The organism is Pseudomonas cerasi, from assembly GCF_900074915.1.
Taxonomy (GTDB): Bacteria; Pseudomonadota; Gammaproteobacteria; order Pseudomonadales; family Pseudomonadaceae; genus Aquipseudomonas; species Aquipseudomonas cerasi.
Genome location: NZ_LT222319.1, coordinates 3962562 through 3980631, shown reverse-complemented (window position 1 = coordinate 3980631; position 18070 = coordinate 3962562). Strand labels below are relative to the sequence as shown.

Genomic DNA, 18070 nt, shown 5'->3' with positions numbered 1-18070 from the left:
TCCCTTGAATCAGATGACGGATATTTTCATGAGCCAGGTTCATACCATTGCCGTATTGGTCGGCAGTCTGCGAAAAGAGTCCATCAACCGCAAGATCGCTCTTGCTCTGGCAGAACTGGCACCTGCCAGCCTGAAACTGAATATTGTCGAGATCGGTGATCTGCCGTTGTACAACGAAGACATCGATGGCGACTCACCGCCGCCTGCATACACCACCTTTCGCGAGCAACTGGGCGCTGCCGACGGCGTGCTGTTTGTTACCCCGGAATACAACCGCTCGGTGCCCGGTGCCCTGAAAAACGCCATCGACGTGGGCTCGCGTCCTTACGGCAAAAGTGCCTTCAGCGGCAAGCCGGGCGCCGTGATCAGTGCCTCGCCGGGTGCTGTCGGTGGCTTTGGTGCCAACCATCACCTGCGTCAGTCGCTGGTGTTTCTGGACGTGCTGTGCCTTCAGCAGCCCGAAGCCTACCTGGGCGGCGCCGGGAGCTTTTTCGACGAGTCCGGCGCGTTGTCCGATAAAACCAGGCCCTTCCTGCAGAAGTTCATCGATGCCTTCGCCGCCTGGGTCGAGAAGAACGGCAGGGCTGCTGCCCACTGATTTTTTGACGAAGCGCGTCTGCCGATCGATTGCTTTATGTAACGCAGGCGCGTCGGTCCATCCCCATAAGCTGTTTCCTTTTTCTCTGCCACGCGCCTGGGCGCTGTGCGCAGAGGCGCCCTCCAAAGGAAACAGTACATGTCAGCAGCTCCCTATTTTTTCAGCGACTCTCTGCGCGCGCGCTTCACACAAGACATTCGGGACGCTATCGAACAGTCTCGAATCAGCCGTGGCGACGGCGCGTGGTTGCAGCTATTGGCTGCCGAAAGTAACGAGCCCACCAGCGATGCGGCTCCCCGAGTCGACCGGCTGCTGATAAGCGACGCGCAGCCCGTTAATGCGGAATTGGCCGCAGCCCTGTTCATCAGTGATGCCGCCAATCCCTCGGCGCGGGTCTTTCTCAGTACCCTGGCCTTCGGCATCGAGCAATTCGAGAGTCGCAGCGCGCTGTTCAACGCCTTGCAGCAGCGATTCGACGATATCACTGCCTTGTCGATCGTCGAGCGCGAACGCATCGAAGGCTCGCTGTTTGACGCCCGCACGCAGGCCGTGCTGCGCCAGCAGGCCGGGCATCTGCAGCGCCTGGCGGCCAGGTTGGAGGCGCTGCCTGATTTTCGACAGGCGACAGGCAAGGCCTTTCAGGATGTGCTGGTAGAAAGGGGCATCGACGTCGTTGCCCAGACCGTCCAGCTTGTGCACACGGCGCCCGGTGCTGCTCCGGCAGCGTCAGCAGTCGTCGGAACTCAATACCTTGCCGATGCCGCCATGCAGGCGTTTTCCTACGAATCCCTGCCGCAAGGCCAGACACGTCGCTATCTGGATACCAAGGGGGCGGCGTTGCCCGAGGCACAGGCGATCGTTTTCGATCAGGCGCTGGCAGACTCGGCTGCTTCAGTCGGCACCGCGTATGAGCAGTTGCTGTCTGACTACTGGACGTCTCAGGGGCAGGATGGGCGCACGCGTCGCGACCTCACCGCTGATGCGCTTGCAGAGTGTTTTCGCCAGCATCTGTTATCGGGCCGGGCGCACCGCAACATGACGGAGGCTGAATATCGCTGGCTGCTGACCCTGCTGCCTTCGCAGCCTGGCGGGCCCGCTGCGCCGGTGCCGAGGGTACGCAGGTTATCTGTTGTCGTGGCCGGCCAGGACCCCGTCAAGCTGGTCGGCGTATTCCTCATCGATTTCCCCGGAGAGGCGTCACCGGCGGTATTTCTCTATTCGTCATTGCCGGGCTTCCTGCGCTTCGGCGATCAGGCTCAGGCCATCGAGCATGTGCTGAGGGGCCCTTCACGCGCCGGATTGTTGTTTTACTCATCGTTGAATGATCATTCCGTCATCAGCCTGGAAGGTCAGCTTGAGCTGCGTCACGACACGCTCACCGAGGACTTTTTCAGCGAATTCATTGATGCCCTGATCGCCTTGCAAGAGCGCGACCTGCGCTACGTACTTGACCTGCCGGCCCTTCATTCCGAAAAAAATCCGGCTCGGATTGACGATGCACTGGACATCCGCAAGCTGCTCGATGGTCGGCTCTTGAACACGGACGACGCAGGACGCTGGCGTCAGGACCGGCTGAGCTTTGACAGCGTCTGGGGGGCGGCTGCCCAGAGCAGTGTCAGTGAACGGCCGAACTTGATTTCAGACCCGTCCTACAACTGGATGGGCAAGTTGAAAAAGCTCGACGCTTTGCTCGGCAGCGTCGATGCCATGCATCCCGGTGCAGATGGCTGCATGCATCGCGCGCTCAACCTCTATCTGGCTTTGATCGGCGGTCCGCCCCTTGATGCCCGCAAGCTTTGGGTGCAGGCGGATGTCGCTGAGGCGACGCCGGTGCCAGTGTTGACGCTGGCGCTTGAACGGGTGTGCGGTTACACAAGCATCCCCCTGGCTGACAGCATCGTTCTCGCCGGGCAGATCACTCCGGTGGCGGATCAACCGGTGCAGCGTCTGTCGCTGGCATTGCTTGAGCAGATATTGATCTGCGTGCAGGCAGATTTTGCCCATCGCTTCGAGGGTCAGATCAGCGAGTTCTACTCACGTACGATTCGCCAACGCGATACCAGCATGCATCCCGACGTGATATCCGCCCTGGTCCGGGAGTACTCGCTGCGTCTTGAGTTGCTGGTCGAACGGCGCACGGCCACGCTGCCTGTCGCTTTCCTCGACAACGTACAGCAGGTCCTCGACAGGCCGTTGCCGGCACTTCGGGAGACGTTGGGCGAGGCGCGCGTCGATGTTTTTAGGGTGACGGTTCAGTACGACCCGCAGGTGCCCGTGGTCAAGGTAACCAATGCGTTTGTGGTCACTGGCAGGCTTCCCGACAGTAAGCCCGTCCTGTGGATCCTGGATCAGGGACTCGTCGGTTTTGAAACCCAGCAGGCGCTGGAAGAGTATTTCGCCGGGCGACTGACAAGCATGGAGCTGAGCTCGCAGGTGTCAGGCGTTATCGCTGAACCTGACCGACGCATGTTACTCGGCCAGCGTGCCCGTCGAGGGACGCTTGAACTCAAGGTCGTCCTGCAACCCATTGAAGGGCATTTCATCGAGGCATTGCAGCGCGACGAGGTCGAGCGCCAGCAGCGTACGGTGGCCGATCTTTATCGGCAGTCCATAGCCTGGCAGGTGCCGTCGGAACTGTTCGCCAACCTGCTGAGTGCCGCAGAGCGGGATGACCGAAATCGTCAGGCCCTCAATTCTCTGGGGGTTGCCATTCAGCTCATCATTTACAAAGCGCTCGTACCTTCATGGGTCAGCGAGGCGTCGAAGCGTGATCAGGTCATTCTGGTCGAGACCCTGCGACGGTTTTATGTGACCTGTGTCGGCGAGAAGGACTTTCTGTTCGATATTCCAAGCCTCTACGATTACTCCCTCAAGCAACTCAAGCGCAGGTTCGACAAGGACTTCGCGAAGCCTCGGCCTGATCCTGAAAACGTGCGTGTTTCGCTGACGCACTACGTCCCCGCCCCGGTGGCGCCGGGCGAGTTGCCCCAGTCGATACCTGCGGCTACCCAGGTCGTCAGCGAAAACCTGGTGGAGTTTGCAATCAACCGCTTTCTGTCCAGGCAGGACGGGGTCATTCTGCTCTCCTCAAAGGATGGCACGCCGCTGGACGTGGCCCTGACACCTGTGTATCTGCGTGAGCTGGTAAGGTCGCTGGACATCGCCTCGGGTTACCGCACGATGCTGAACTCGGTGCTGGCCGAGACGAGGCCGGATTATCTCGAGCGCCGCAAACTGTTCGTCGAGCAGGTTCCTTCGCTGGATATTTTGCGAGCCTTTGCTTCCAAGCTGAAAAACGAGCTGTCCGAGCAGGCGTATCGGATTATCGAAAACGTACTGAGCATGCCTGATGCGGTCGCGCGCCTGCCGGTCAACGGCTGCCAGATGATCCTCAGTCCCTTGAAACTGCTGCCGGCCAAGGAGGGCTGGGAGCCGACCGTCGTGCTCAATACGTACCTGATGGGGCCAAGGGAAAATCAGCCGGGACCGTGGGTGCTTTATGCGCCCCTGCACGACGAGTTCGTATTCAAGGAGTATCCCGACCAGGCTGCGCTGGTGCTTGATATTCACACTTCCGCCTATTTCCAAGCGTACATTCTGGACCGGATCGACCCCGATTTGCGCAAGATTTACGACAAGGGTGGCTTTGTGGAGCCGCACCTGCCTTTCAGCACCGAGTCCTCTTTCGATCTGCCGTTCGAGCGTGCTGCCCCTGTCACCGTGCAAATCGATCCCTATGAGGGCAATTGCCTGTTGCTGATGTTCAAGGGCGCTTTGGATATTCTGAAGTTGCAGGTCAAGCAGTACAGCGTCACCAATGCCGAACACCGCCGCGCGGCGACGCAGTATCTGTTCACGCTGGGCGCAGAGCAATTCATGGCGCTCATGCCTGGACGCCTGGGGGCACTGATCGGCATCATTCAGGGGGAGACATTGTTGAACCTGTCGCTCATCTCGGCAACGGATCAGCAATGGGGCCAGGCGATCTCGGAGTTCATGACGGCTCTGAGCGTGATGATTTCTTCCGGGCAGAACCCTGCGGAGGCCGCATCACTGACGTCTCATGAGACCAGCGCCTTGCTGGATGACCCAACGTCGCCCGACCCGCTTGTGCAATTGATCGATGCCGCTGATACGTTCGAGTTCTCTTGGGGCAACAGCTCTCTGACGCAACAGATACGGGAGCGTTTGCGCGAGTTCGAAGTTCACGACATAGCCTTGTACACGCTGCAACGCGATGAACTGTTAAGCGTCTACCGCGATCCTGTTACCGGCAGAGCGTATGCAGCCATAGGTGGGAAAACCTATGAGGTGCAGTCAGATGAGGACGGTTGGTTCATTGTGTCGGGCGACAGGATAGGTCCCTCGGTGAGTCTGGATGCGGATCAGCAATGGAAGCTGGACATCCAGGGCGGACTGCGCGGTGGAGGAGGGGCGCTTACCCGTATGGAGGGCAGTCTTGTCGACGATCTGGTTGATGAAATCATGGTTGTCAGCGCTCGAGGCATGCCCGAAATTCGTCATCGCCACCGGGATATGGCTTTGACCATCGAAGATGCCTGCCTGCAGGCGCAGCGCTATCTGGAAAACGCTCTGGACAACCTGACCAGACGCTTGCCGGACAACAAGCTGGATCCGCGTGCGGCGAAAATACTGAGCGATTTTTTTGCGCAGAAAGTGCCTGACGATCGACTCTACGAAGTGACTAAAAAAGCTGTCACCGGTCTGTATCAGGAGTTGATAGATCCTTCGCTGTCGCCCATCGACTCGCCGCGTTATGTGGTCGGAGTCAATCGAATGGGCAACGAATCGGCCAGCGCGTTCATCTTCGAAGCAGACCCGGCGCGGAGGATTTTTCTGACGGAGCAGTTTTTTCGACTGCCGACCTATCGATTGAAGCTCAGCGCGCAACGTGCCGGGGAGTTCAAGTTTCCTCAGCATTACCGGGCCGCGATCCTGATTCATGAGTTATCACATATGGTGCTGAAAACGGATGACATTGCTTACGTGGACTCACAGGCCCCATTCATCGATTTGCTTGAAGATGCACCGACCTATCGACTGCGGATCAGAAACGAACTGATTTATCAGCAGCAAAAGACGCTGTCCTTTCATACAGACCGCGACAAGTTGTTCAAGCAGCTGGACGAAGATTCGTGGCGCGACCTGAGGCGAATGGATGGTAATGGAAAACAGACGATTCTGCGCATCGCTGGCAAGAGCACGCTCGAAGAGGCGCGTGATGTGTTTTATGAAGACGTCCACAAGCGGGTCGACATCATGCTCAAAAATGCCGACTCGGTAGCCTTGCTGGTGACGTTGCTGGGGCGAGAGCGATTTGTGAAGCCCTGATGCTCTGCCCCGGCGTACCGCATTGAGCGGCCACTGCGCCTGAATCAGACCAGATAATGACGCAGTTCCCTGGCGATCAGCAGGCGCTGGATCTCACTGGAGCCTTCGTAAATCTGGGTGATGCGCGCGTCCCGGTAGAAACGCTCGACAGGGTAGTCCTCCAGGTAGCCATAGCCACCATGAATCTGGATTGCCTTGGAGCACACCCATTCGGCCATTTCAGAAGCGAACAGCTTGGCCTGAGAGGCTTCCGACAGACACGCTTGCCCGGCGCTGCGCAGCCGCGCAGCGTGCAGGGTCAGCAGGCGGGCGGCGTTGATTCGGGTGTGCATATCGGCCAGCAGATTGGCAATACTTTGATGTTCGATGATCGGTTTGTCGAACTGCACCCGTTCCCGCGCATACGCCAGCGCTGCTTCGAAGGCGGCGCGGGCGATTCCCAGTGCCTGCGCGGCGATGCCGATGCGGCCGCCTTCCAGGTTGGAGAGGGCGATAGACAGCCCCTTGCCACGCTCACCCAGCAGGTTGGCGGACGGGATTCGGCAGTTGTTCAAGGTGACCGCGCAGGTGTCCGATGCCCGGATGCCCATCTTGTGCTCGCTGCGATCCACCACGAAACCAGGGTTCTCGGTCGGCACCAGAAAGGCTGACAGGCCCTTTTTGCCGAGCGCCGGGTCGGTCACTGCAAACACGATAGCCAGTTGTGCCCGTTTGCCATTGCTGACGAACTGCTTGGCGCCGTTGATCACCCACTGATCACCCTGCAACTCGGCACGAGTGCGCAGGTTGTGGGCTTCAGAGCCTGCATGCGGTTCGGTAAGGCAGAAACAGCCGATGGCCCGGCCTGTGGCCAGTTTTTCCAGCCAGGCATGTTTCTGCTCATCGGTCCCGTAGTTGAGGACCGGCCCGCAGCCCACGGAACTGTGAACACTCATCAGCGTGCCGGTGGCGGCGTCGGCGGCGGAAATTTCCTCAACCGCCAGTGCATAGGCAACGTAGTCGATGTAAGTGCCACCCCATTGCTCTGGCACCACCATGCCCAGCAGGCCCAGCTCACCGAGCTTGGCAACCAGCGCGTCGTCGATCCAGCCGGCCTTTTCCCAGGCTTGGGCATGTGGGGCAATTTCGTTGCGGGCAAAGTCGCGCGCCATGTCGCGAATCATTACCTGTTCTTCGGTCAATTCAAGATCGTGCACGGCTCAATTCTCCAGACCGCTGAAGAAACTCTGCACCTGCGCGGCACTGACGTCCTGCGCGCTGGCGTGTTTCCATTGCGGCTTCTTGTCTTTATCGATGATCAGCGCGCGTATGCCTTCAATCAGGTCACCGCGTTCGAACCATTGGCGATCCAGATGCAACTCCATGGCGAAGCAGGCCTGCAGCTGCAGATGACGACCACGGCGCAGCATTTCCAGAGTCACGGCCATGCCCAGCGGCGAATGAGCGTTCATTCGGCTGACGGTATCCAGCGCCCACTCTCTGGTATCGCCGATGACCACTTGCTGAAGCTGTTCGAGCATGCTTGGGACATCCGGCAATCCGAAAAAGTGGTCGATGGCGTGGCGCAGGGCTTCCAGCGGCGGAGAGGGCAGGCGCTGGGTGGCCAGCTTGGCCAGCGCACCCTGCAGGTCCTTGAGTGGGGTCGACTTCCATTTCAGATGGTCGAGCATATGGTCGAGGCGCGGCAGGAGTTCGCTGTTCATGGACCAGTTGGCAAGGCCGCAGTACAGCGCATCGGCGGCACCGATCTGCGACCCCGTCACGCCCAGCCAGGTCCCCACTTCGCCGGGCAGCCGCGACAGAAAATAACTGCCGCCGACGTCAGGGAAATAACCAATGGCGACTTCGGGCATGCCGAGGCGGCTGCGTTCGGTGACCACGCGCAGGTCGGCTCCCTGAACCAGACCCATGCCGCCGCCCAGCACCAGACCGTCCATCAGGGCCAGTACCGGCTTGCGGTAACGGTGAATGGCCAGGTCCAGCTCGTACTCTTCGGCAAAAAATGTGTGATGCAGATCCTGGCCGTTCTGGTGGCTCTCATACAGTGAACGGATGTCGCCACCGGCGCAGAATGCCTTGCCGCCCGCACCACGCAGGACCACGGCATGAACCGAGGGGTCGTCGGCCCAGCGGTCAAGTTGCTGGCGAAGTGTGCGGACCATGTCCAGATCGATTGCGTTCAGGCCTTCCGGGCGATTGAGGGTCAAGTGACCAATGTGGTTACGCACGTCGACAACGATCGAATCCCGGCTGGCGGATGGTCGAACCGAGCGGGCCGATGAAACCTGTGAACTCATTCTGAACTCCTTGTTCGGTTGCGCTTTTTTCTTATTCGAGCGTTCGAGCGTTCGAGCGTCGCAGAAGATCCTAGCAGCGCAAATGTGCAAAGCAAAACTGCGTTTAAGCATAGTCTGAAGTTTCAGATATCCACTGTCTGGCGCATTCGCAACTGCCGGAGCGACGCTGTATTGCACTGACCAACGCGAATCATTGCCTGACGGATGAGTATTATGACTGTCATTAATGTCACAAAAGGGAATTCCTCAGGTGTACCCCATGAAAGTCCCCGTTTCTGTCGTTTATGAGCGATAAGTATGCCCCACGCGAGTGGGCCGCCCACGAGCGTCCGACCATGCCTGGCTCGCCGTCGACGCCGCTGCATTCGACTGCGCGGCGTTGGGCGTTTGCTGTCGTAGGGGTGATCGTCGCGCTGACCGGTGGGCTCGGCAACGCACTGGTGGTCGCCAATCTGCCGTATCTGCAGGGCGCGCTGGGGGCGACGTCGCAGGACATCGCCTGGCTGCCGGCGGCCTACATCATGACGAACGTATCGATGAATCTGCTGCTGGTGAAGTTTCGTCAGCAATTCGGTCTGCGCGCGTTCACCGAGCTGTTTCTGGTGCTGTACGCGCTGGTGACGCTGGCGCATCTGTTCGTCAACGACATCGATTCGGCCATCGCTGTACGTGCGGCACACGGCATGGTTGGCGCTGCACTCAGCACCCTGGGGCTGTATTACATGATCCAGGCTTTCCCGCAGAAGTGGCGGCTCAAGGCGCTGGTACTCGGGCTTGGCACCGCCCAGCTGGCAACGCCGCTGGCGCGGCTGGTGTCGGAAGACTTGCTGCAAATTGCCCAGTGGCGTGGCCTTTATCTGTTCGAGCTGGGCTGCGTGCTGATGCTCAAACTGCCGCCTGGCGATCGCTTCAAGGCGTTCGAGAAGCTCGATTTCCTCACCTTCGGCCTGCTGGCCACCGGTTTTGCGCTGCTCTGTGCGGTGCTGTCGCTGGGGCGTATCGAATGGTGGCTGGAAGCGCAGTGGATTGGTATCGCCTCAGCGGCATCGATTGCGCTGATCTGCGCCGGACTGGCCATCGAGCATAACCGCAGCAATCCGTTGCTGATCACTCGCTGGCTGGGCAGTGGAGCGATTCTGCGCCTGGGCTTGGCCGTCATCCTGTTTCGCGTGGTGCTGTCCGAACAGTCGGTCGGCGCTGTCGGGTTTCTTCAGGCGCTGAACATGGGCAGTCAGCAGTTGCACACGCTGTACCTGGTGATGCTGCTCGGCAGCGTTTCGGGGCTGGCGGTCAGTGCGCTGACCATCAATCCGGCACATCTGATCAAACCCTTGCTGATCTCCCTGGCGATGATGGCAATCGGTGCCTGGATGGACAGTCACTCCACCAACCTGACCCGCCAATCGAACATGTACCTCAGCCAGTTTCTGCTGGCCTTCGGCGGCACGTTTTTTCTTGGGCCTACCCTGGTGCTGGGGATCAGCGGCGTGCTGGCGAACCCGCGTAACATGGTCAGTTTTTCGGTGTTGTTTGGGATTACTCAGAACATCGGCGGGCTGATCGGGTCTGCTGCATTGGGCACCTTTCAAGTGGTGCGCGAGAAGTTTCATTCCAGCCACATCGTTGAACACCTGACCCTCATCGATCCGCTGGTACAGGCGCGACTGCAGAGTTACAGCGCCAGCTACAGCTCGGTGATCGCCGACCCGTCGTTGCGCAACAGTCAGGGCATCCGCACGATGGCCACGGCCGCGACCCGGGAAGCCAATGTGCTGGCTTACAATGATGTGTTCATGCTGATCGCGCTGATTGCCGTGCTGACCATGATCTGGATTTCAGCCCGGGTCCTGTGGCTGAAAATGACCACTCAACCTCTGCCGCTGGCACCCGTTGCACCTGCTGCTCCGCCCACCGTATCCAATTCCGGCGTTAAATCTTCATGACCGAATCCAAAACCCCAGATACCGAAGCCCCGCGCAACTCGCCGCCACCGGCTCCGTTGACGTCCCCGGTGACCAGCAAGCCGCGCTCGACCCGCAAGCGTGTCGTGTCTTCGGTGATTTTCGGCGCCGTTGCCCTGGCCGGGGTGCTGGTGGTGCTGTACGCCTGGCAACTTCCGCCGTTTGCCAGCCCGATCGAGAGCACCGAGAATGCGCAGGTCAAGGGCCAGACCACGCTGATCGGGCCGCAGCTGAGCGGGTATGTCTACGAAGTACCGGTGCAGGACTTCCAGTTCGTCAAGGCCGGTGATCTGTTGGTGCGTCTGGATGACCGTATCTATCGTCAGCGCCTGGATCAGGCCATTGCACAACTGGCTGTGCAGAAGGCCTCGCTGGCCAACAATCTGCAACAGCGGCGTAGTGCCGAAGCCACCATCGGCCAGCGCCAGGCCGAACTGCAGAACAGCATCGCCCAGAGCCGCAAGAGCGCTGCCGATCTGCGGCGCAATCAGGCGCTGGTGACCGACGGTTCGGTTTCGAAAAGCGAGCTGGATGTCACGCGTGCCGCCGACGCGCAGGCGAACGCCGCCGTTGCCGAAGCCAAGGCAGTCTTGCAGATCGCCCGTGAGGACTTGCAAACAGTCATCGTCAACCGTGGCTCACTGGAAGCCTCGGTCGCCAATGCGCAAGCGGCTATCGAGCTGGCGCGCATCGACCTGGACAACACGCGTATCGTTGCCCCGCGTGACGGGCAGTTGGGGCAGATCGGCGTGCGTCTTGGTGCCTATGTCAATTCGGGTGCGCAGTTGATGGCACTGGTGCCCGAGCAGCGCTGGATCGTGGCGAACATGAAAGAAACCCAGATGGCCAATGTGCGCTTGGGGCAGCCGGTGAGCTTTACCGTCGATGCGCTCGACGGCCACCAGATGCACGGCCACGTACAACGAATTTCGCCCGCTGCGGGTTCGGAATTCAGCCTGCTGCCTGCCGACAACGCCACCGGCAACTTCGTGAAGATTTCCCAGCGTATCCCGGTACGCATCGTGGTCGATGCCGATCAGCCCATGCTTGAGCACCTGCGGCCTGGGATGTCTGTGGTCGTGAGCATCGACACCAGCGCGGACGGCGATGTGCCGCCTGATCCGGCGGTGCGCTGAACCTTTGGATGATCGCTGATGCTGGACGCGGGCAGGATTCGATCCGATGCAAGTTGACTATCGTGCCGACGCTCCGCGTCGGCATGCAGTTCATGACGCTCTGCGCCATCCACCCCTGATGCGAAACAACGTCATGCCTTACTCGCGGCCGCTGCCAACGCAGTGCTTTTCGACCGCGATGGCACAGACGATGCAGAGTGCGACGTAAGTGACGGCTGAGTCCTGGCCCTGATTCGGGGGTTGCCTGGCAGGACGCCAGGCAAACGCAACAAGCATCAGAACAGCTTGCTGAACACCCAATACAAAGAACCTGACAAGAGGATTGCCGCCGGCAGGGTCAGAACCCAGGCCGTGGCCAGATTGCGCAGGGTACGCATTTGCAGCCCCGAGCCATTGGCGACCATCGAACCGGCCACGCCGGACGACAGCACATGGGTCGTCGACACCGGCAGCCCGTACATGTCCGCCGCCCCGATCGTGAACATCGCCACGACCTCTGCCGACGCGCCCTGAGCGTAAGTCATGTGCGTCTTGCCGATGCGCTCGCCCACAGTCACCACGATACGCTTCCAGCCAACCATCGTGCCCAGCCCCAGGGCGATGGCCACGACAATCTTGACCCAGGTCGGAATGAACCGCGTGGCACTGTCGATCTGACCCTTGAACGCTTCAAGCTTGGTCCTGGTATCCGCGTCGAAATCGCCGACCTTGTTTTTCTCCATCAGGCGGATGGTTTCCGAGGTCAGGTACATGTCGTTACGCACGTTGGTCACCGCTTCGGCAGGCACCTTCGAGAGCGAGCCGTAGCTGGCGACCTGATTGCCGATCTTGCCGGTCATGACCGCCAGCGCAGGGATCAGGTCGGGGCCGGCCTGTTTGCTGACCAGATAATCGGACAGGGTCTTGCGCGAATCGGTCGGGGCGGGCAGGGGAACGCTGCGCATCAATGCCTGCTGGGTGACCTCTGCAATCGCACCGAACTGAGTGGCCTGATCGGCGGGCATGGTGCGGTTCAGCGCATAAGCCATCGGCAGGGTGCCAACCAGAATCAACATGATCAGGCCCATGCCTTTCTGCCCGTCGTTGGAGCCATGCGCGAACGAAACGCCCGTGCAGGTCACAATCAGCATGGCGCGAATCCACAACGGTGGCGGCGCATTGCCTTCCGGAGCCTTGTACAGCGCGCGGTTCTTGATGAACATGCGCATGGCCAGCAACAGCAACGCGGCACAGCCGAAACCCACCAGTGGCGAGAGCAGCAGTGAGTAACCGATCTTGGTGGCCTGCGACCAGTCCACACCGCTGGTGCCGTCGCGGCCGTGCATCAGGGCGTTGGCGATACCGACCCCGATGATCGAGCCGATCAGCGTGTGTGACGAGGACGCCGGCAGACCCAGCCACCAGGTGCCGAGGTTCCAGATGATCGCCGCGATCAACAGCGCGAAGATCATCGCGAAGCCTGCCGATGAGCCGGTCTGCAGAATCAGTTCCACCGGCAGCAGGGCAATGATGCCGAATGCCACCGCGCCGCTGGAAAGCATCACGCCGAGAAAATTGAAAAAGCCCGACCAGACCACGGCAAAGCCCGGCGGGAGGGAGTGGGTGTAGATCACGGTGGCGACGGCGTTGGCCGTGTCATGAAAGCCGTTGACGAATTCGAATCCCAGCGCGATCAACAACGCTACACCCAACAGCACAAACGGGGTCCAGGTGGTGACCACCGTGCCCATGTCGTCAACGTCCTGTTTGAGGCTGTAGCCGGTGAACAGCAAGCCTGCGATAAGTATCGTGAAGAAAAGTATCATGGTCATTCGGCTGGGTTTGCGACCGAATTGACTCGCTGACAGGCTCGCCTTGCCGAGAGCGTCTGGAGACAGTGCGTTTGTAGCCATGTTCGCAATCCTGGATTGAAAGAATATTGACATGGTCATTGCAAAATGTGACAGAGATGCGACATGCCACCAATCAGTGCGCTTTTGCGCCAGATTTCTGACAACCGGCAGGCCGGTCAGTAGTCTCCGCGTTTGCGGAACGCCCAGCGCCCGGCAACAAGGGTGAAGGTCGCCACCAGCGCCACCAGAATCCCTCAGGGTCGGACGCCAGCGGTACGCCCCCCACGTTCATGCCGAAAAAGCCGGCGACAATGTTGATCGGCAAGGCCAGAACAGTCACCACGGTCAGGGTAAACAGGGTTCTGCTGCTTTGCTCGTTGAGGTTGGCGGCAATTTCTTCCTGCAACAGTTTGATGCGCTCGCCCAGCGCCGTGAGGTCGTTGATCACCAGCGAGGACTCTTCGATGGACTGACGCAATGCCTGGACATCCTGTTCGCGCAACCATTGCGGAGGTTTGTGCAACAGGCGCATCAACGAACCGGGCTCCAGCGCCAGCAGGCGTTGCAGACGTACCAGCACCCGGCGCATGGCGCCGAGTTCGGAGCGATTGTTGCTCAGTCGCTGCGAAAGCAACTGGTCTTCGATGCGGTCGACGTTGACGCTGGTCTTGCGCAGAAACTGCGTCAGCACTTCGCCCTGATCGCTCAGCAAATGGGCGAGGAGTTCCAGCGGTGAGTCGAATTGCTCGCCGCGTTTGACTGCCGAGCGCAGCTTGTCCACCGAACGCAGCGGCTGCAGCCGGGCGGTGATCAGCAGACGCTGGCGGGCACAGACCCACAAGGTGGAAATATCCGTCGAGAGTCTGTTGAAGTCGAACACCACGTCGTTGACGACCGCCAGCAGCGTGGTATCCACGTGCTCGATCCGGGTCGAGCGCGAGCCCTCGTGCAATGCCTCGAAAAACTCTTCCGGAAGATCCAGCTGGGTTTTCATCCAGCGCTCGCAGGCCGCATGCGAGAGGTTCAGGTGCAGCCAGATGAAGTCGTTCTCTTCGGGAGGGTTTTGCAGGTAATCCAGCGCGGCAGCCGAACCGATTTCCTGGCCACTTTCACCGTGGCGAAACCGGAAGCCGTAGAGCAGACCGAAAAGGTCGGAGTCCTGATGATGGTGCGCGATACTGTGGTTCATGGCTGTCCACGTGCGGCCTGGCCCGGGCAGGGAGGCGAAGGCCGCATGATGACAAGGCGTTATTTCATATTTGTGACAGCTTGTTGCCGGGTGTGTCATCTGTCATACCGGCAAGCGGCTGGGTGGGCAGCCGTTCAGTCAATCGACAGCTCGCTGTCGCATTGACAGCGGTCAGACCATCGCCAGCGGCACCTTGCGAGTGGGTGCAGGCCATGCCAGATCGATATCGGCCAGATCACGCTCGGTCAGACGAATCTGCTCGGCTGCGATGTTCAGACGAATGTGTTCCGGGTTGGTCGCCTTGGGAATGGCGATCATGTTGTCCTGACGCAGCACCCAGGCCAGCGAAATCTGTGCCGGTGTTGCATCGTGGCGTTTGGCGATTTCGTGCAGGGCAGGGTGGTAGAGCAGATCGCCAGCCTGACCGATCGGGCAGTACGCCATCAACGGCAGATGACGGTCCGCGCTCCACAGCATCAGGTCGAACTCGATGCCGCGTTGCTCCGGGTTGTAGAGCACCTGATTGGTGGCACAACGCGGGTTGTTGAGCTCGATCATGTCCGGCACATCAAAGTTGGAAACACCCCAGGCACCGATTTTGCCCGCTTCACGCAGACGCTCGAATGCCTCGACCGTCTCGGTCAGCGGGTACTGGCCAGGCCAGTGCAGCAAGTACAGGTCGATGTAGTCGGTGTTCATTCGTCGCAGGCTGGCCTCGCACGCGGTCGGGATACCGGCGCGGCTGGCGTTGTGCGGGTAGACCTTGCTGACCACGAATACCTTGTCCCGCTGTCCGGCAATGGCTTGACCGACGATTTCCTCGGCTGCGCCATCGGCGTACATCTCGGCGGTGTCGATCAGGGTCAGGCCCTGTTCGATACCGAGGCACAGGCCCGCGATCTCTGCCGAGCGCTGATGCCCTTTTTCACCCATGTGCCAGGTGCCCTGACCCAGCACTGGTACGGTTCTGCCTGCCAGCTCCAGTGTGCGCATGTGACCCCCTGCAATTAAATAAGCAGCTAATGAGCGGTTGAATAAGCAGGTCTCAGGCAACAAGAGGCGCACGAGGTTCCGTACGCCCGCCAATCGCCATGCAGATTTAAACCCGGAACTGCTTCAGCAAGGTGTTCAATTCTTCGCTCAACCCGCGCAGGTGCAGACTGGCCGAAGTCGACTGTTCGGCGGCCAGTGCCGTGCTCTGGGACAATTGTGCGGCCTGGGTGACGTTCTGGTTGATGTCATCCACCACGTGCGTCTGCTGCAGGGTGGCACTGGCGATGGAGGCGTTCAGGCTGTTGAGGTTGCGCAGCGCCTGACTGATTGAGGTCAGGCTCTGACCGGCCTGATTGGCCTGCTCGATGGTCAGTTGCGAGGAACGGCTGCTGTCGCCGATCACCTTGACCGCTGCATCGGAATGCTTTTGCAGGCGTTCGATCATTGACTGGATTTCTGCGGTCGACTTCTGCGTGCGCTGGGCCAGCAGGCGCACTTCATCGGCCACCACGGCAAAGCCGCGGCCCTGTTCGCCGGCGCGCGCCGCTTCGATGGCTGCGTTCAGCGCCAGCAGGTTGGTCTGCTCGGCAATCGAACTGATCACTTCCAGCACGCTGCCGATCTGTGTGCTCTCGCTGGCCAGACTCTGCATCACTTGCACGGCCTGACCAATGGTGCTGGAGAGGTGTTCGATCTGGCGCAGGCTGTTATCGATATTGATTTGGCCCTGCTGTGCCTGCGACTCGGCATCGCGCATTTCGCTGGCGGCATGTTCAGCGTTCTTGGCCACGTCCTGCACGCCGTAGGTCACCTCGTTGACCGCCGTGGCAACCAGATCCATTTGCTGCGATTGTTTTTCGCTGCGGCCTTGCGCCTGTTCGGCGTCGCTGCCCAGATCGGTCGAGGCCTTGCCCAGCGCCACGGCAGAGTGCTGCAACTGACCGACGACATTGCGCAGCTTGGCGACAAAGGCATTGAAGTGCGTACCCAGTTCAGTGATTTCATCCTTGCCGTGGGTTTCCAGCGTGCGGGTCAGATCGCTTTCGCCACTGGCAATATCGGCCATCGCATCAACCGCCGCTCTGAGAGGGCGCACGATGCTGCGTACGATCATCACCAGTAGCAAGACCATGATCAGCACGATGCCGGCGATGAACATCCCGGCGTTCCACAGCTGTGTCTTGAACTCTGCCGCGACGTCGTCGACGTACACGCCGGAACCCAGAATCCAGCCCCATGGCTGAAACAGCTGCACGTAGGAGGTCTTTTTCACCGGCTCGCTGGCGCCGGGCTTGGGCCAACGGTAATTCACCATCCCGGCACCCTGGGCTTTGACCAGCGTGACCATTTCGTTGAACACCGCAAAGCCGTCCGGGTCCTTGATGGTCGACAGATCCTGGCCTTCAAGTTTGGGGTTGGTGGGGTGCATGATCATCACCGGGCGCAGGTCGTTGATCCAGAAGTAGTCGCTCTGGCTGTAACGCAGGCTCTTTATCTCTTTCAAGGCCTGCTGTTGCGCAGCCTCGCGTGTCATGCCGCCTGCAGCTTCAAGCCCCTGATAAAACGAGAGGATGCCGCTGGCAGTCTGCACCACGTGCATGGTTTTCTCGGCCTTGGCCTGATACAGGTCGTTATGCAGCTGCCTGAGCAGCGTCGCCGACAGGACGAAGAGCATCAGCACTGAAACGACAAGAATCAGCCACAGACGGCGACTGATGGACAAACTGCGCATACTCATGATTGGCATCCCATGCATTATTTTTTTTCTTCTGATGACTCCGATCCGCGCAACGCGCGATTCAGAGCCTTTCAAGCATCTCGGCGCATCCTGACCAAACATGAGCGGCCGGTCACACTTTTTAACGGCGTACACCGCTATGGCGAAAGGCTTACAGCAACAGACGCGATTGGCTCTATCGACGGACCCTCAGTGAATGTAGGATCCAATTCAACAGCTGCAGCGAAGGAACGCCGCAGTGATCAGGGAGGATCGACCATTGCCAGGAGGCTACTGACAGGATGTCGGAATGGTCATGTTGCAAAACCACCCGCTTCGGCGGGTTTTTTGCGTCTGCAGGAAAGCAGGGCGGGTTCAGCGGTCCGGCTCGCAACCCTTGAGCACCAGCCTGAGGATGGTCCGGGTTGCCGCCTCGTAATCGGCGTCCTGCAGTTTTGCCTTGCCGGTGACCGTTGCGATCTGCCAGTCGAAATCGGCATAGGTCTGGGTCGCGGCCCAGATGGTGAACATCAGGTGGTGAGGATCGAGCGGGGCGATCTGTCCGCTGTCGATCCAGGCCTGGATGCATTCGATGTTGTGCCGTGCCTGGCCATTGAGCTGTTCAATCTGCTGCGCTGTCAGGTGCGGGGCGCCATGCATGATCTCGCTGGCGAACACTTTCGAGGCGAAGGGCAGGTCGCGGGAGATCTGGATTTTCGAACGGATATAGCGGCTGAGGACTTCGGCTGGTATGCCTTCGGGATTGAAGGGTGTCGAGGCACGCAGAATGGGCTCGATGATGCTTTCCAGCACCTCGCGATAGAGGTTTTCCTTGGATTTGAAGTAGTAGTAGACGTTGGGCTTGGGGACACCGGCCTTGGCTGCGATGTCGCTGGTCTTGCTGGCGGCGAAGCCCTTGTCGGCAAATTCCTCGCTGGCAGCGCGCAGGATGAGTTCTTTGTTGCGCTCGCGGATACTGCTCATGACCCGGTTAT

The 18070-nt window shown here is 59.8% G+C and carries 10 protein-coding genes and 1 pseudogene; 4 read left to right on the top strand and 7 right to left on the bottom strand.

Translation table 11 applies throughout. The features are described 5' to 3' along the window. Nucleotides 1-28 precede the first annotated feature (28 nt). A complete protein-coding gene (locus tag PCPL58_RS20100) occupies nucleotides 29-598 on the top strand; it encodes an NADPH-dependent FMN reductase (RefSeq protein ID WP_003368583.1) in 570 nt (189 codons plus the stop codon). Between the two features lie 138 nt (nucleotides 599-736). Continuing rightward, complete coding sequence (locus tag PCPL58_RS20095; RefSeq protein WP_065350270.1) at nucleotides 737-5950, top strand: dermonecrotic toxin domain-containing protein; 5214 nt, start codon at nucleotides 737-739, stop codon at nucleotides 5948-5950. Between the two features lie 44 nt (nucleotides 5951-5994). Here PCPL58_RS20095 and PCPL58_RS20090 read toward each other — a convergent pair whose 3' ends face one another. Then, complete coding sequence (locus PCPL58_RS20090; protein WP_044308625.1) at nucleotides 5995-7146, bottom strand: acyl-CoA dehydrogenase family protein; 1152 nt, start codon at nucleotides 7144-7146, stop codon at nucleotides 5995-5997. Nucleotides 7147-7149: 3 nt separating this feature from the next. Continuing rightward, nucleotides 7150-8247: an enoyl-CoA hydratase/isomerase family protein gene (locus PCPL58_RS20085; protein WP_065350269.1), complete on the bottom strand. Its 1098-nt coding sequence runs from the start codon at nucleotides 8245-8247 to the stop codon at nucleotides 7150-7152. Between the two features lie 284 nt (nucleotides 8248-8531). Between PCPL58_RS20085 and PCPL58_RS20080 the strand changes: the two genes are divergently transcribed. Beyond that, a complete protein-coding gene (locus PCPL58_RS20080; RefSeq protein WP_065350268.1) occupies nucleotides 8532-10190 on the top strand; it encodes an MFS transporter in 1659 nt (552 codons plus the stop codon). Then, nucleotides 10187-11344: an HlyD family secretion protein gene (locus PCPL58_RS20075; protein WP_003368589.1), complete on the top strand. Its 1158-nt coding sequence runs from the start codon at nucleotides 10187-10189 to the stop codon at nucleotides 11342-11344. The genes PCPL58_RS20080 and PCPL58_RS20075 overlap by 4 nt, the downstream gene beginning before the upstream one ends. Before the next feature lie 275 nt (nucleotides 11345-11619). Here PCPL58_RS20075 and PCPL58_RS20070 read toward each other — a convergent pair whose 3' ends face one another. The 5 genes and pseudogenes from PCPL58_RS20070 to PCPL58_RS20050 form a co-directional block, all read right to left on the bottom strand. Continuing rightward, nucleotides 11620-13236: an inorganic phosphate transporter gene (locus PCPL58_RS20070; RefSeq protein ID WP_024662568.1), complete on the bottom strand. Its 1617-nt coding sequence runs from the start codon at nucleotides 13234-13236 to the stop codon at nucleotides 11620-11622. A gap of 116 nt (nucleotides 13237-13352) precedes the next feature. Continuing rightward, a pseudogene (locus PCPL58_RS20065) lies at nucleotides 13353-14365 on the bottom strand (transporter). Between the two features lie 171 nt (nucleotides 14366-14536). Continuing rightward, nucleotides 14537-15358: an aldo/keto reductase gene (locus PCPL58_RS20060; protein WP_003315245.1), complete on the bottom strand. Its 822-nt coding sequence runs from the start codon at nucleotides 15356-15358 to the stop codon at nucleotides 14537-14539. Nucleotides 15359-15464: 106 nt separating this feature from the next. Beyond that, a complete protein-coding gene (locus PCPL58_RS20055; protein ID WP_044308672.1) occupies nucleotides 15465-17096 on the bottom strand; it encodes a methyl-accepting chemotaxis protein in 1632 nt (543 codons plus the stop codon). Between the two features lie 354 nt (nucleotides 17097-17450). Beyond that, entirely contained in the window at nucleotides 17451-18059 is a 609-nt protein-coding gene (locus PCPL58_RS20050) for a TetR/AcrR family transcriptional regulator (RefSeq protein ID WP_003368596.1), read from the bottom strand. Nucleotides 18060-18070: the final 11 nt, after the last annotated feature.

Bases quoted from the DNA above. Each gene is read 5' to 3' on its own strand.
- PCPL58_RS20055 (WP_044308672.1), bottom strand. From the start codon at position 17,096: ATGAGTATGCGCAGTTTGTCCATCAGTCGCCGTCTGTGGCTGATTCTT.
- PCPL58_RS20075 (WP_003368589.1), top strand. From the start codon at position 10,187: ATGACCGAATCCAAAACCCCAGATACCGAAGCCCCGCGCAACTCGCCG.
- PCPL58_RS20070 (WP_024662568.1), bottom strand. From the start codon at position 13,236: ATGGCTACAAACGCACTGTCTCCAGACGCTCTCGGCAAGGCGAGCCTG.
- PCPL58_RS20050 (WP_003368596.1), bottom strand. From the start codon at position 18,059: ATGAGCAGTATCCGCGAGCGCAACAAAGAACTCATCCTGCGCGCTGCC.
- PCPL58_RS20095 (WP_065350270.1), top strand. From the start codon at position 737: ATGTCAGCAGCTCCCTATTTTTTCAGCGACTCTCTGCGCGCGCGCTTC.
- PCPL58_RS20100 (WP_003368583.1), top strand. From the start codon at position 29: ATGAGCCAGGTTCATACCATTGCCGTATTGGTCGGCAGTCTGCGAAAA.
- PCPL58_RS20085 (WP_065350269.1), bottom strand. From the start codon at position 8,247: ATGAGTTCACAGGTTTCATCGGCCCGCTCGGTTCGACCATCCGCCAGC.
- PCPL58_RS20060 (WP_003315245.1), bottom strand. From the start codon at position 15,358: ATGCGCACACTGGAGCTGGCAGGCAGAACCGTACCAGTGCTGGGTCAG.
- PCPL58_RS20080 (WP_065350268.1), top strand. From the start codon at position 8,532: ATGAGCGATAAGTATGCCCCACGCGAGTGGGCCGCCCACGAGCGTCCG.